This window comes from Streptomyces sp. NPDC090045, from assembly GCF_044747975.1.
Classification (GTDB): domain Bacteria; phylum Actinomycetota; class Actinomycetes; order Streptomycetales; family Streptomycetaceae; genus Streptomyces.
Window position 1 is genome coordinate 300,076 of record NZ_JBIVFA010000007.1, and the last position, 13,632, is coordinate 313,707.

The 13,632-nt window shown below is 72.0% G+C and carries 15 protein-coding genes; 7 read left to right on the forward strand and 8 right to left on the reverse strand.

What is annotated here, in order from left to right:
- On the reverse strand, positions 1-1,047 hold the full coding sequence (locus ACIPYQ_RS20965; protein WP_401253175.1) for an AAA family ATPase: 1,047 nt from the start codon (positions 1,045-1,047) through the stop codon (positions 1-3).
- A gap of 42 nt (positions 1,048-1,089) precedes the next feature.
- Positions 1,090-3,282 (reverse strand): trypsin-like peptidase domain-containing protein, encoded by a 2,193-nt coding sequence (locus ACIPYQ_RS20970; protein WP_401253176.1) that lies wholly within the window; start codon positions 3,280-3,282, stop codon positions 1,090-1,092.
- A 106-nt stretch (positions 3,283-3,388) separates the two neighbouring features.
- Here ACIPYQ_RS20970 and ACIPYQ_RS20975 point away from each other — a divergent pair, with 106 nt between their 5' ends.
- Positions 3,389-3,577: a DUF6104 family protein gene (locus tag ACIPYQ_RS20975; protein ID WP_030709801.1), complete on the forward strand. Its 189-nt coding sequence runs from the start codon at positions 3,389-3,391 to the stop codon at positions 3,575-3,577.
- 136 nt (positions 3,578-3,713) lie between these two features.
- Here the strand turns inward: ACIPYQ_RS20975 and sodN are convergent, their stop codons facing one another.
- Positions 3,714-4,109, reverse strand: a complete 396-nt coding sequence (sodN, locus tag ACIPYQ_RS20980) for a superoxide dismutase, Ni (RefSeq protein WP_030709803.1) — start codon at positions 4,107-4,109, stop codon at positions 3,714-3,716.
- A 171-nt stretch (positions 4,110-4,280) separates the two neighbouring features.
- Between sodN and sodX the strand changes: the two genes are divergently transcribed.
- The gene (gene sodX, locus ACIPYQ_RS20985; RefSeq protein ID WP_361753091.1) at positions 4,281-4,703 is read left to right on the forward strand and encodes a nickel-type superoxide dismutase maturation protease; all 423 of its coding nucleotides are present in this window, start codon (positions 4,281-4,283) and stop codon (positions 4,701-4,703) included.
- Here the strand turns inward: sodX and ACIPYQ_RS20990 are convergent.
- The gene (locus ACIPYQ_RS20990) at positions 4,607-5,236 is read right to left on the reverse strand and encodes a CGNR zinc finger domain-containing protein (RefSeq protein WP_361753089.1); all 630 of its coding nucleotides are present in this window, start codon (positions 5,234-5,236) and stop codon (positions 4,607-4,609) included. The two genes, sodX and ACIPYQ_RS20990, sit on opposite strands and share 97 nt — an antisense overlap.
- An 81-nt stretch (positions 5,237-5,317) precedes the next feature.
- Between ACIPYQ_RS20990 and ACIPYQ_RS20995 the strand changes: the two genes are divergently transcribed.
- Entirely contained in the window at positions 5,318-6,100 is a 783-nt protein-coding gene (locus ACIPYQ_RS20995) for a class I SAM-dependent methyltransferase (RefSeq protein ID WP_401253181.1), read from the forward strand.
- Positions 6,101-6,185: 85 nt separating this feature from the next.
- Here the strand turns inward: ACIPYQ_RS20995 and ACIPYQ_RS21000 are convergent, their stop codons facing one another.
- The 3 genes from ACIPYQ_RS21000 to ACIPYQ_RS21010 are packed head-to-tail and all read right to left on the reverse strand — an operon-like array spanning position 6,186 to position 8,890.
- On the reverse strand, positions 6,186-6,950 hold the full coding sequence (locus ACIPYQ_RS21000) for an amino acid ABC transporter ATP-binding protein (RefSeq protein WP_361753085.1): 765 nt from the start codon (positions 6,948-6,950) through the stop codon (positions 6,186-6,188).
- A complete protein-coding gene (locus ACIPYQ_RS21005) occupies positions 6,950-7,891 on the reverse strand; it encodes an amino acid ABC transporter permease (protein ID WP_401253184.1) in 942 nt (313 codons plus the stop codon). Before ACIPYQ_RS21005 ends, ACIPYQ_RS21000 begins: the two co-directional genes overlap by 1 nt.
- A 39-nt stretch (positions 7,892-7,930) precedes the next feature.
- Positions 7,931-8,890 carry an ABC transporter substrate-binding protein gene (locus ACIPYQ_RS21010; RefSeq protein WP_401253187.1) on the reverse strand — a complete coding sequence of 320 codons (960 nt, stop codon included), beginning with the start codon at positions 8,888-8,890 and terminating at the stop codon, positions 7,931-7,933.
- 526 nt (positions 8,891-9,416) lie between these two features.
- Here ACIPYQ_RS21010 and ACIPYQ_RS21015 point away from each other — a divergent pair.
- From ACIPYQ_RS21015 to ACIPYQ_RS21030, 4 genes are all read left to right on the forward strand, one after another.
- The gene (locus tag ACIPYQ_RS21015) at positions 9,417-10,619 is read left to right on the forward strand and encodes an NADP-dependent malic enzyme (RefSeq protein WP_401253189.1); all 1,203 of its coding nucleotides are present in this window, start codon (positions 9,417-9,419) and stop codon (positions 10,617-10,619) included.
- Positions 10,620-10,772: 153 nt separating this feature from the next.
- Entirely contained in the window at positions 10,773-11,735 is a 963-nt protein-coding gene (locus ACIPYQ_RS21020) for a zinc-binding dehydrogenase (protein WP_376618466.1), read from the forward strand.
- Between the two features lie 58 nt (positions 11,736-11,793).
- Positions 11,794-12,003: a helix-turn-helix domain-containing protein gene (locus ACIPYQ_RS21025; protein WP_030013034.1), complete on the forward strand. Its 210-nt coding sequence runs from the start codon at positions 11,794-11,796 to the stop codon at positions 12,001-12,003.
- Positions 12,003-12,575, forward strand: coding sequence for a Clp protease N-terminal domain-containing protein (locus ACIPYQ_RS21030; protein WP_361753079.1), 573 nt, complete (start codon positions 12,003-12,005; stop codon positions 12,573-12,575). The genes ACIPYQ_RS21025 and ACIPYQ_RS21030 overlap by 1 nt, the downstream gene beginning before the upstream one ends.
- Before the next feature lie 150 nt (positions 12,576-12,725).
- On the opposite strand, the gene ACIPYQ_RS21035 is transcribed toward ACIPYQ_RS21030, so the two are convergent.
- Positions 12,726-13,631: a helix-turn-helix transcriptional regulator gene (locus ACIPYQ_RS21035; protein ID WP_401253194.1), complete on the reverse strand. Its 906-nt coding sequence runs from the start codon at positions 13,629-13,631 to the stop codon at positions 12,726-12,728.
- Between the last annotated feature and the right edge of the window lies 1 nt (position 13,632).

The following is a 13,632-nucleotide window of genomic DNA, read 5'->3' on the forward strand; positions in this document are numbered from 1 at the left end:
TCACCTCGGGCGGTCGAGGCGCTGGATGAGCAGGTCCGCGAGGTCCTCCCGGGTGGGCGGGGAGGCGTAGTGGGTCAGGTACACGGCGTTGAGCAGCTGGTCGGCGGCGACCAGCTCGGTCTGGGAGCGGCTGAGGAACTCCCGGATCAGGTCCGCCCCGAGCCGGGCGGCCTCCTCCCCGAGGTGGGCGCGGACCATGGTGGCGAGCCGCTTCTCGCCGGGCTGCCCGAGCTTGAGCTGGATGCAGCGCCGCAGCAGGGCGGCGGGGAAGTCCCGCTCCCCGTTGCTGGTGAGGATGATGAAGGGGAACTCCCGGCAGCGGACCCGGCCGCCGCGGACGGTCACCTTGGTCCCGTCGTCGGTGAGCACCTGCACCTCGGGCTCGGTGTCGGCGACCCGCTCCAGCTCGGGGAGGGCGAACTCCCCTTCCTCCAGCACGTTCAGCAGGTCGTTGGGCAGGTCGATGTCGCTCTTGTCGAGCTCGTCGATGAGGAGCACCCGGGGCCGCCCGGTGGGCAGCAGGGCCGTGCCCAGCGGTCCGAGCCGGATGTACTTCCCGATGCCGGGGGCTCCGGCCGAAGCCCCGCCCGGGTCCCCGTCGGCCCCACCCGCTCCGGCGCCCCCGCTCGCCGCGAGCTGTACGTCCTGCAGCCGCGCGAGGGCGTCGTACCGGTACAGCCCGTCCTGCAGCACGGTCCGCGAGACCACCGGCCAGCGCAGCACCCGTCCCAGCTTCAACTCGTGGGCGACGGCGTGCGCGAGGGTGGACTTGCCCGTTCCGGGGAAGCCCGTCACGAGCAGCGGCCGGCGCAGGTACAGCGCCGCGTTGACGGCCTCCAGCTCCTCGGGCTCCGGCCGGTGCAGCTCGGCGGCCTGCCGGTGCGCCCCGAGCCGCCGGGCCACGTTGCCGTCGGCGGCCACGGCGGGCCCGCCCGGCGCCGCCACCGGACCGCCGTCGAAGTCCCGCCAGGGCGGCGGGTCGGGCAGGGCGTCGATCCCGTCATGGGGCTCACCGACCCCCCGGTATATGAGCCACTCGTCGTTCATTGCCCCTCCCTCACTCACTCGAATCGGCCGGGCCCGGTGCCGTCACAGGTCGCCCTGCAGCGGTTCGTCGTCCGGCAGCGGCCGCGCCGGGTCCTCCCACACCAGCCCGGTCCCGGCGGCCCAGTACGCGTCGGGGTCCGCCCCGTGCGCCCGCCCCCGCAGCGCCTGCAGCCGCAGCGGCAGCACCTCCGCCCGCCCGGCGTCGGCCAGTTCCTCCCGCAGCCCGCGGTGGAACGGCGCGCACGAGGCTCCCGGATCCGGCGGGGGCCGCCGGGTCACCACCACGCCGTACCCGGCCTCCCGCACCGCGTGCAGCGAGCCGAGCGTGGGCTCCTGGTCCGCCGCCCGGCAGTGCACCGGCACGGTGTTGTCGGGCAGTCCCGTCAGCCACTCGGCGGCGGGGCTGCGCGGGCGTCCCCGTACGCAGTCGGCCCGTTCGTCCAGCAGCGGTCCCGCCTGCACCCGCGCCCACCGGGCGGCCGCCGCGGGGTGCCCGCGGCCCTCGGGGCCCTCGGGATCCGCGGGGTGCGCGCGGCCCGCCGGATCCTGGGGATCCGCGGGCTGCCCGGGATCGGCCGGGTGCCCGGCCCCGGTGCGCCCGCCCGGGTGACGCAGCACCACCGGCCGCTGCACGCCCAGCGGTACGCCGCCCGCCACCACCCACTCGTCCACGGCCAGCCCGAACAGCTCGGGGGCCACGGCCACTTCGAGCAGGGCCGCCGCCTCGTGGGTGTCGCAGCGCCGGAAGGCCTCGGCGAGCGGGACCCGTAACGCCTCCGGCAGGCCCGCCAGGGTGGCGCGTACGCCCGAGTCCACCGGGGTCACCCGCCCGGGGTGCGCCGGACCGGCCAGGACGGAGACCCGCCAGTCGTAGACGTCCTCCCAGCCGTGCGCCCACACCTCCAGCAGCGCCGAGGACCCGGGCGGCAGCCCGCCGGCCCGCCGGGCGGGGCCGCCCACCGCCCGGCCGGCGGAGGCCCGCCGGCGCCGCTCCCGCTCCGCGAGGCCCCGCTCGTGGCGCTCGCCGAGCTCGCGCCGCAGCGGGCGCCACAGCCGCTCGGCCGTGGCCCGGATCCAGTCCCACAGCTCCTCGTCCGCGCCCGGGGTCGGCGGCTCCCGGTAGTCGGCCACGCTCACGTCCGTCGCGTACCGGAGCATGGCCGCGGCCTCCGCCACGCCGCCGGGCGGGTCGTGCAGCAGCCCCAGCCCGTCGCGCCAGCTCAGCGGGGCGGGCGGCTGCGGGTCCGGCTCCTCCCCGCGGGCCGCCTCGACCAGGGCCCGTACGACCTCGGAGGAACCCGGCGGGGGCAGTTCGGCCAGCAGCCCGCACAGGGTGGTGCGCTCGCCGGGGGTGAGCCGGCCGCGGCCGCCGTACGGGGCGCCCTCCTCCGGGGGGAGCTCGCCGTGCGCGTCCGTCCAGGTCCGGCGGTTGTCGAGGTCGCTGAGGTGCTGGTCGTAGTGGTGCAGGTCGTGGGCCTGCATGACGCGCCGGTAGAGCCCGACCTGGCCGCGCGCGGGCATCGGCAGCGTGCGCAGCTGCACGACGGAGACGGCGAGCCCGCCGCCCGCCCCGTGCCGCCGGGCCTTGAGCACCCCGACGACCTCCCCGCGGGCCAGGTCCACCACGGGGCCGCCGGACATGCCGGGGTCGATCTCGTCGTCGTCGCCGAGCCGGATGGCCGCGCCGTTCCCGGCGCTGCCGCGCAGCCGGGTGGTGCGGCCGGTGATCTCGGGGGTGCCGAGGTCCTCGGTGCAGCCGAAGTAGGCGACCTCGTCGAAGCGTGGTCTGGACCGGTCGGTCAGCCAGACGCAGGCGTGCGACACCGGGGCCAGGACCCTGAGCAGCGCCAGGTCGGGCAGGTCCCACAGGGCGCCCCGGCGCGGACGCCGCTCCTCCAGCCGCTCGGGCAGTACGCACTCCACGCGCCCGGTGACCGTCCCGGTCGCCCCGTGGGCCCCGGAGGAGAAGGTGATGCCGACCTCGCGTCCCGTCAGACGCACCGCAGCACCCCCTTCGCCGACCACGTGCGCGCACGTCAGGACCCAGCCGGGGGCGATGAAGAAACCGCTCCCCCACGTGGGACCGGTCCGATGGCTGCCGGGGTTGTCATACCCGCCCGGCGGGGCGTGAACGCGTACGGTCGCGGCCTGGACGAGGGGCTCGAGGAGCTCGAAGGCGCGCGCCGGGCCGGTCGTGCGCCCGTCCCTCATCCGCACCCCCCGCTCGTTGGGCATCCAGGCTAGCCCCGGGGACACCACGGGCGGGAGGCCTCTTCGGCCCCGCGGATTATCCTGGCGGGAAACACCCCCTGCACACCCCCATCACGGCACGGAGCCCGACTTGTACTTCACCGATCGCGGCATCGAGGAGCTGGAGAAGCGGCGCGGCGAGGAGGAGGTCACCTTCGAGTGGCTCGCCGAGCAGCTGCGCACCTTCGTCGACCTGAACCCGGACTTCGAGGTCCCGGTGGAACGCCTGGCCACCTGGCTGGCCCGCCTGGACGACGAGGACGACGACGCCGACGAGTGAGCTCGGCGCGTACCCGCAGGACGCGGAGCCGAAAAGCGCGAAACGAGAACGGCCCGGCTGCCACAAGGCAGTCGGGCCGTTCTCGTGGTCGCGCCGGCCTCTCGGGCAGGCGCGAGCAGGGGTACCGGGCGCCGGATCAGGCGGCCTTGGTCTCCCAGAAGATGCGGTCGATCTCGGCGATGAGCTCGAGGGCCTTCGCGCCGGTCGCCGGGTCGTTGGACGCCTTGGCGGCCGAGAGGGCCTTCAGGGTGTCGTTGACCAGGGTGTGCAGCTGGGGGTACTTCTCGAAGTGCGGCGGCTTGAAGTAGTCGCTCCACAGCACCGAGACGTGGTGCTTGGCGAGCTCGGCGCGCTGCTCCTTGATGGTGATGGCGCGCGCGCGGAAGTCGGCGTCGTCGTTGGCCTGGTACTTCTCCTGCACGGCCTTGACGGACTCGGCCTCGATGCGGGCCTGGGCAGGGTCGTACACGCCGCACGGAAGATCGCAGTGGGCGGAGACCTTCGCCTTGGGGGCGAAGAGGCGGGAAAGCATGGAGTGTGTCCTCCTCGTGATCGTCTTCTCAAGGGGGAGATTACTCGCTGGAGAACCGGATTTCGCGGGCGCCCCCATGGGCTTAGGACAAAAGTCCAGGGGCGCGGCCGGACCGGTGAGCGAATGTACGGACCGGTGCGGCAGCATGCGGGGGTGACGAGGAGGACACGCATGGTGGAGAACGGGCGCCCGCGCAAGCGGTTCGGGGTGGTGGAGGTGACGGGGGCGTCGATGGTGCCCACGTTGACCAACGGGGACCAGGTGGTGGTCCGCTACGGGGCCGCCGTCCGCCCGGGTGACGTGGTGGTGCTGCGCCATCCCTTCCAGCAGGACCTGCTGGTGATCAAGCGCGCGGTGGAGCGGCGGCCGGGCGGCTGCTGGTGGGTGCTGGGCGACAACCCGTACAACGAGACCGGCGACAGCACCGTCTACGGTCCGGTGCCCGGCGAGCTGGTGCTGGCGACGGCGGTGCTGCGCTTCCGGCCGCGCGAGGAGGATCAGCGCTCGCTGAGGGCCCGGCTGTCCTGGGCGGCCTCGGCGCTGCGCCCGCTGCGGGCGGACTCCTCGGCCTCCAGCCGCTTGCGGGCGCGGTAGGCGGCCACGTTCGCCCGGGTGGCGCAGCGGTCGGAGCAGTAGCGCCGGGAGCGGTTGGTGGAGGTGTCGAGGTAGGCGTTGCGGCAGGGCGCGGCCTGGCACAGGCCGAGGCGGTCGGGGCCGTGCTCGGTGAGGGCGAAGGCCAGGCCCATGGCCGCCATGGCGGCGTAGCCCGCCGATGCGTTCGAGGGGTGCTCGGCGAGGTGGATGTGCCAGTCGGGGCGGCCGTCCTCGCCGATGGTCTTGTGCCCGGAGACCTGGGGGCTGACCGGGAACTCCATGAGCAGCGAGTTCAGCAGGTCGACCGCGAGGACGTGGTCACCGCCGTCGGCGGCCTCGAAGACGGCGCGCAGCCGGGCCCGTACGTTGCGGAAACGGGTGACGTCGGTGTCGGTGACGCGGCGGGCCATCTGCACGCTTGCGCCGAACAGGGCACGGACGGCGTCCACGGAGGTGAGCTCGTCCTTGTTGCGGGCCGGCTCCTCGGTGTTGACCAGGCGCACGGCGAAGTCCGAGTAATGGGCCAGTTCCACTTGTAGTCCTTACGGCTGCGGATTAATGTCTCCGGTAACGGCTGAGACGTCTTCGAGGGTATTACGTAGGAGGGGTTCGGGATGGCGAATACGACGAATACGACAGATACGGCCACCGGCACCGGGTACTGGCAGGCCTGGCAGGACAGCTGGGACCGGCAGCAGGAGTGGTACATGCCCGACCGCGAGGAGCGGTTCCGGGTGATGCTGGACATGGTCGAGGCCCTGGTGGGACCCACCCCCCGGGTGCTGGATCTCGCGTGCGGTACGGGAAGTATCACGGACCGGGTCCTCAAGAGGTTCCCGGGAGCCACCAGTACGGGCGTCGATCTCGACCCCGCGCTGCTGGCCATCGCCGAGGGCCACTTCGCCGGGGACGACCGGGTCGCCTTCGTCACCGCCGACCTCAAGGACCCGCACTGGCGCTCCGCCCTCCCCCACGACTCCTACGACGCGGTCCTGACCGCCACCGCCCTGCACTGGCTGCACAGCGAGGACCTGACCGTCCTGTACGGGCAGCTCGCGCCGCTGGTGGCCCCGGGCGGGGTGTTCATGAACGCCGACCACATGCCCGACCCGGCCACCCCCCGCATTGACGCCGCCGAGCACGCCCACCGGCACGCCGGGATGGACCGGGCCAAGTCGGCCGGCGCGCTGGACTGGCGCGAGTGGTGGGACCTGGCCGCCGCGGACCCGGTCCTCGCGGAGCCGGTGAAGCAGCGCTTCGCGATCTACGGGGAGCACGCGGACGGCGACACCCCGTCCGAGGCCTGGCACACCGCCGCCCTGCTCGGAGCCGGCTTCGCGGAGGCCCGAACCGTCTGGCGCTCCCCCTCGGACGCGCTGGTCCTAGGTCTGAAGTAGGGACCTGGATCCCCAGGAGGGACATGAGCACGGGTGAGGGGCGGTACGGGAATCCCGTACCGCCCCTCACCTGTCCGCCGGAGCCCTAGAGCACCTTGGACAGGAACGCCTTCGTGCGGTCGTGCTGCGGGTTGCCCAGCACGTCGCGCGGGTTGCCCGACTCGACGACCACGCCGCCGTCCATGAAGACGAGGTTGTCGCCGACCTCGCGGGCGAAGCCCATCTCGTGCGTGACCACGATCATGGTCATGCCCGATTCGGCCAGGTCGCGCATGACGTCGAGGACGTCACCCACCAGCTCCGGGTCGAGCGCCGAGGTGGGCTCGTCGAAGAGCATCAGCTTCGGCTCCATGGCGAGCGCGCGGGCGATCGCCACGCGCTGCTGCTGGCCGCCGGAGAGCTGGGTGGGGTAGTTCCCGCCCTTGTCGCCGAGGCCCACGCGGTCCAGCAGCTTGATGGCGCGCTCGCGCGCCACCGCCTTGGACTCGCCCTTGACCATGACCGGGGCTTCCATGACGTTCTCTATGGCCGTCATGTGCGGGAAGAGGTTGAAGCGCTGGAAGACCATGCCGATGTCCCGGCGCTGGGCCGCGACCTCGCTGTCCTTCAGCTCGTAGAGCTTGTCGCCCTTCTGGCGGTAGCCGACGAGCTGGCCGTCGACGTACAGCCGTCCCGCGTTGACCTGCTCCAGGTGGTTGATGCACCGCAGGAAGGTCGACTTGCCGGAGCCGGACGGGCCGACGAGGCAGAAGACCTCACGCGGGGCGACCTCCAGGTCGATGCCCTTGAGGATGTGCGCCGCACCGTAGGACTTGTGGACGCCCTCGGCCTTCACCATGGCAGTCGTCATCAGGCCACCGCCTTGCGGTTCGAGAAGCTGGACAGTTTCGCCTTGATCTTCTGCAGCGGCGTGGGCGGCAGCGAGCGGAGCGCGCCACGGGCGTAGCGGCGCTCCAGGTAGTACTGGCCGACGCTGAACACGCTGGTCAGGGCGAGGTACCAGATCGAGGCGACGAAGAACATCTCCATCACCGCGAACGAGGTGGACGCGATGTCCTGGGCCGCGCGCAGCAGGTCGAAGTACTGCACGGCGACGACGAGCGACGAGGTCTTGAGCATGTTGATGAACTCGTTGCCCGACGGCGGCACGATCACCCGCATGGCCTGCGGGAGCACGACCCGGCGCATGGTCTGCGTACGGGTCATGCCGAGCGCGTGCGAGGCCTCGGTCTGGCCCTCGTCGACCGACTGGATGCCGGCGCGGACGATCTCCGCCATGTACGCGCCCTCGTTGAGGCCGAGGCCCAGCAGGGCGGCCAGGAAGGGCGTCATGACCTGGGTCATCTCGTCCTTGTAGAACCCGAGGTTCAGGATCGGGAAGATCAGGGCGAGGTTGAACCAGATGAGCAGCTGCACGTACACCGGGGTGCCGCGGAACAGCCAGATGTAGAACCAGGCGATGGTGCTGGTGACCGGGTTCTTCGAGAGCCGCATGACCGCGAAGAGGACACCGAGCACCAGGCCCAGGGCCATCGCGGTGATGCTGATCCAGATGGTGTTGCCGACACCACGGAGGATGGTGGGGTCGAACAGCTTCTCCGGCACGGTCGCCCAGCGCACGTTGCCCTGCGAGAAGGCGATCACGAGCGCCACGACCAGGCCGATGACGACCACGGCGCTGATCCAGCGGCCGTAGTGGCGCACCGGGATGGCCTTGATGGCCTCGGGGGGGACGGCCCCGGCCGGCGGGGTGTCCGCCGGGCCCGGGACCTTGTCGAGCTTGTCAGTCACAGTGACTGCCCTTCAGTGTGCTGCGGTGGTACGCGGAGGTCAGGAACCGGCGTTGATCTTGGCCTCGGTCACGGCGCCGGAGCCCGCGTTCCACTTGTCCAGGGCAGCCTTGTACGTGCCGTCCTTGATGACCGCGTCAAGGGCTTCCTTGAGCGCGTCGCGCAGCTCGGTGTTCTTCTTGTCCACCGCGATGCCGAAGAGACCGGCGTCGGTCGGGTTGGCGATGGCCTCGAAGTCGTTGCCGCCGCCGGCGGTCTGCGCGATGTACGCGGCGACCGGGGAGTCGTTCAGGTCCGCGGCGGCGCCGCCGGCCTTCACACGGGTCTGGGCCTCGGCATCGGTCGGGAAGGACTCGATCTTGAGCTCGCCCTTGCCGTCCGTCTTGCACTTCTCGGCCTGGGTCTTGGCGGACTCCTCGTACGTGGTGCCGCGCTGCACGGCGACCGTCTTGCCGCACAGGTCGTCGAGGGTCTTGATGCCCTGGGGGTTGCCCTTCTTGACCAGGATGCCGGTCGAGGCGGAGAAGTAGTCGACGAAGTCGACACCGGCACCGGTCTTGGCGCCCTTGTCGTCCAGGCCCTCCTGACGGGCCTTGGTGTCGGTGAGCGAGGACATGACCAGGTCGCTGCGACCCGTCTGCATGCTGCCGATCAGGGTGTCGAAGGTGCCGGACTCGAACTTGAACTGCACGCCGAGCTGCTTGCTCAGGGCCGCCGCGATGTCGGGGTCGACACCGACGATCTTGCCGCCCTCGGTGAACTCCATCGGCGCGTAGGTCGCGTCGGTGCCGACCTTGATGACACCGGCGTCCTGGATCTTCTTCGGGAGCTTCGAGAAGAGCGGGGCGCTGTTGTTCGCCGCACCCGACGGGCTGGTGGAAGCCTTGTCGGTCTGGTCACCACAGCCGGTGAGGATCAGGGCGCCCGCGACCGCGATCGCGCCGACCGCGGCGATCCGGGACCGTGCGGCGGTCGTACGACGGGTGGTGCTAGCGGTCATGGCTTTGGTCCTCCGGCAGTGGTGGAAAAGCATCGAAAAACGGTCGGGCACGCACCATCGAGTGTCGCGACCTCGTGTGATTACGGCATCTTGCCATTCGGACCGAGACATTCAGGGTGCCCGTCAGGTCAAAATCGCATAACGGGCGGCCGGTGTGACCCAACAGGACTGCGGACATGGGGGTTCGAGACCGAAAAACCTGCCGTGACCTGGCCTTTTCACCGCAGTTTCTCCGGGGCGTCTCGCCCGTTGGACATCAAGGTTTGGACTTTTCGCCAAAAGCGGGGCAACCGGCCTACGATTGAGCGGGAATCGACTCGTCTGGGCGAGCGTTCTTCGGGTAGAACAGATCCTTACACCCCTCATCCGGGGCTCAGGGCGCGCGTGCGGCGCGCCCGCGCGTACGAACCTCCCCTCCGCGGAGACGGGCCAACCGTCGATGCGGAGTACGGACGCGGTGCCCGCCCACCCCTTAACCAGGAGTGGCCACCCTCAACGATTCAAAGGACTTAAGGGGTCACACACAGTGGCAGCGGAGATCATCAACCCTCGCAGTGACAGCGTCACGGACAACAACCCGGACGCGGTGTTCGCGCTGCACCGGGGCGGCAAGATGGCCATCCAGGCCACGGTGCCCGTCAACGACAAGGACGACCTGTCCCTCGCGTACACGCCCGGCGTGGCGAAGGTGTGCAGCGCCATCGCCGAGCAGCCGGAGCTGGTGAACGAGTACACCTGGAAGTCCAACGTGGTCGCCGTCGTCACCGACGGCACGGCCGTGCTCGGACTCGGTGACATCGGCCCCGAGGCCTCCCTCCCCGTCATGGAGGGCAAGGCCATTCTCTTCAAGCAGTTCGGTGGTGTGGACGCGGTTCCGATCGCGCTCGCCACCAAGGACACGGACGAGATCATCGAGACGGTCATCCGGCTCGCCCCGTCCTTCGGCGGGGTCAACCTGGAGGACATCTCGGCCCCCCGCTGCTTCGAGATCGAGCGGCGCCTCCAGGAGGCGCTGGACATCCCGATCTTCCACGACGACCAGCACGGCACGGCCATCGTGACGCTGGCCGCGCTGCGCAACGCCGCGAAGCTCACCGGTCGCACCCTCGGCGACCTGCGCGCCGTGATCTCGGGTGCGGGCGCGGCGGGCATCGCCATCGCCAAGATCCTGGTGGACGCGGGCATCGGCGACGTCTGCGTCACCGACCGCAAGGGCGTCGTGTCGGCGGACCGTTCCGACCTGACGGACGTCAAGGCGGAGATCGCGGGCCTGACCAACAAGACCGGCCAGACCGGTTCGCTGGAGCAGGCCCTCGCCGGCGCGGACGTCTTCATCGGCGTCTCCGGCGGTACGGTCCCGGAGGAGGCGGTGGCCTCGATGGCGAAGGACGCCTTCGTCTTCGCCATGGCCAACCCGAACCCGGAGGTCCACCCGGACGTCGCGCACAAGTACGCGGCGGTCGTGGCCACGGGCCGCTCGGACTTCCCGAACCAGATCAACAACGTGCTGGCGTTCCCGGGCATCTTCGCGGGTGCCCTCAAGGTGCGCGCCACCCGGATCACCGAGGGCATGAAGATCGCCGCCGCCGACGCCATCGCCGGTGTCGTGGGTGACGAGCTCGCCGCCGACTACGTGATCCCGTCGCCGTTCGACGAGCGCGTCGCGGAGGCCGTCGCCACGGCCGTCGCCGCCGCCGCGAAGGCCGACGGCGTGGCCCGCCTGGCCTGACCGCCGCGCGAGCTGTACGGGCAGAGGCCCGGCCGGATCCCTCCGGCCGGGCCTTTCCTTTTTCTCGCGCCGCCCGCGCGGTGCGACGAAGGCCTCACCGCCACGGTCACGCGAGGGCTGGAACCCCGCCCTACCGAGCGGTAGCGTCGCGGCATGTTCGCTGCCTACGCCGCCCGAATCGACCGTGACCAGCCGCTGAACGGCCTTGTACTGGGCGACCGCCCGGCACCGGAGGCCCGGCCCGGCTGGGTGACCGTGAACGTCAAGGCCGCCTCCCTCAACCACCACGACCTGTGGTCGCTGCGCGGGGTGGGCCTCGGCGAGGAAAGACTCCCGATGATTCTCGGCTGCGACGCCGCCGGGATCGACCAGGACGGCAACGAGGTCGTCCTGCACTCCGTGATCGGCCAGAGCGGCCACGGGGTCGGCCCCGACGAGCCCCGTTCGATCCTGACCGAGCGCTATCAGGGCACCTTCGCCGAGCAGGTGACCGTCCCCGCGTGGAACGTCCTGCGCAAGCCCGCAGAGCTGACCTTCGAGGAGGCCGCCTGCCTGCCGACGGCCTGGCTGACGGCGTACCGGATGCTGTTCACCAACGCCGGGGTCCGCCCCGGGGACTCCGTGCTCGTCCAGGGCGCCGGCGGCGGGGTGGCGACCGCCGCGATCGCCCTCGGCAAGGCGGCGGGCCTGCGGGTCTTCGCCACCAGCCGGGACGAGGCCAAGCGCAAGCGGGCCGTGGAGCTGGGCGCGGTGGAGGCGTACGAGCCGGGCGCGCGGCTGCCGCAGCGGGTGGACGCGGTGATCGAGACGGTGGGCGCGGCCACCTGGTCCCACTCGGTGAAGTCCCTGCGCCCCGGCGGCACCCTGGTGATCTCCGGCGCCACGAGCGGCGACCGCCCGGCGCACGCCGAGCTGACCCGGATCTTCTTCCTGGAGCTGAAGGTGGTCGGCTCGACCATGGGCTCGAAGGACGAGCTGGAGGACCTGCTGTCGTTCTGCGCCACGACCGGGCTCCGGCCGGTCATCGACGAGGTGCTGCCGCTGGACCGGGCGCGCGAGGGCTTCGAGAAGCTCGCCGCGGGTGACCTCTTCGGAAAGATCGTCCTCAAGCCGTAGGCACGCATGCGTCAATGAAGGTTGACAGACCCTCCCGCGTCAACCTAAATTGACAGTCATGACGGAAGCAACCGATCTCGCCGAGCGGGCCGGCGACCGCGACCCGCGCGTGGGCCTGCGTGCCGTGGCCGCCCTCCGCAGGCTGCTGGAGCAGCTGGAGGCGGTACAGGTGCGCAGTGCCCGCGCGCAGGGGTGGTCCTGGCAGGAGATCGCGGCCGAGCTGGGCGTCAGCCGGCAGGCCGTGCACAAGAAGTACGGGAGGCTTTGATGTTCGAACGCTTCACGACCGACGCCCGGAACACCGTGACGGGGGCGGTGACCGAGGCCCGGCGGGCCGGGGCCGCCACCGTCACCGAGGAGCACCTGCTGCTCTCCCTGCTGGACCTGGGGGCCCTGGACCGGCTGGGGGTGGACCGCGCGGCGGTGGCCGCCGACCTGGCGGCTGCCCGCCGCCGGGGCGGCATGTCCCGGGCGGACGAGGAGGCGCTGGCCGGACTCGGCATCGACCTCACGGAGATCGTCTCCCGCATCGAGGAGACCCACGGCGAGGGCGCGCTCGCGACCCCCGCGCCGCGCCGGCGGACCCTGCGCGCCTCGCTCCGCTCGGCCCTCGGCCGCGCCGAGCCGGACGACCGCGCCGGCAGCTACCGGGTCCCCTTCACCGAGGGCTCGAAGAAGGTCCTGGAACAGTCCCTCCGCGTCGCCCTGGCCCGCAAGGACCACCACATCGGCACCCTGCACCTGCTCCTGGCCCTGCTCTCCCGCCCCGGCACGGTCTCCGAGGTCCTGATGGACCACGGCATCACCTACACCACAGCCGAAACCACCCTGGCCGCCTGACAGATCCGGCCCGGCCGGCGCTTGAGGCACGGGACCCGGGGCGAAGGCCCGCTCTCCCACCCCCGCCGCACATCCCAGCCCCGCCGCGCATCCCAGCCTCGCCGGCGTTTGAGGCGCGGGGGCGGAGCCCCCGCAACGGCGCCGGGCCTGCTACCCGGCCCGCAGCGTCGACCTCAGCCGGGCGGCGGCGGCCGCGAGCCCCGCACGGGCTTCGGCCACCTGCGCCGCACTCACCCCGTGGTCCCGCGCAGCATCCCGCACCTCGTCGCGGAAGCGGTCCAGCAGCCGGTCCAGGTCCCGCGCCGGGTCACCGCTGGGCACCAGATCCTCGGCCCAGCCCGCATCGGCCGCGGCATCGGCCTCGGCCTCCGCGGCAGCCGGCCCGGCCGAAGACGCAGACGGCGCCGCACCGCCCCCGAGCCACGCCCCCGCCAGACTGCCCAGCACGCCACCGGACCTGGCGAACTGCTCCTGCAGCTGGACCGCGATGCGCTGGACCTCCTCGCGGGCCCGCTCCTGGGCCTCCTTGGCCTGGCGGCGGGCCTGCTGCGCCTCCTCGCGGGCCCGACGGCTCTCGTCCTTCGCCCGGCGCGCCTGTTCCTTCCACTCCTGCCTCGCCCTGCGCAGCTCCTCCTTGGCCGCCTTCCAGGACTCGTCCTCGACCTGGGTCGCGGACGCCGAGGCCGCCGCCCGCATCTCGCGCCGCAGGTCCCCCGCCGCGCCCCGGACGTCGTTGCGGATCTCCGCGGCCAGTTCGGTGACCGAGTCGCGGATCTCCAGCTCCAGGTCGGCGAGTTCGCCGCTGCGGTCGGCCAGTTCGGCGCGGCCCGCCTCGGTGATGGAGTACACCTTGCGCCCGCCCTCGGTGGCGAACGTGACGAGGCCCTCGGCCTCCAGCTTGGCCAGCCGCGGGTACACGGTGCCCGCAGAGGGGGCGTACAGGCCCTGGAAGCGTTCCTCCAGCAGCCGGATCACCTCGTACCCGTGGCGCGGGGCCTCGTCCAGCAGTTTGAGGAGGTAGAGGCGCAGGCGGCCGTGGGCGAAGACGGGCGGCATG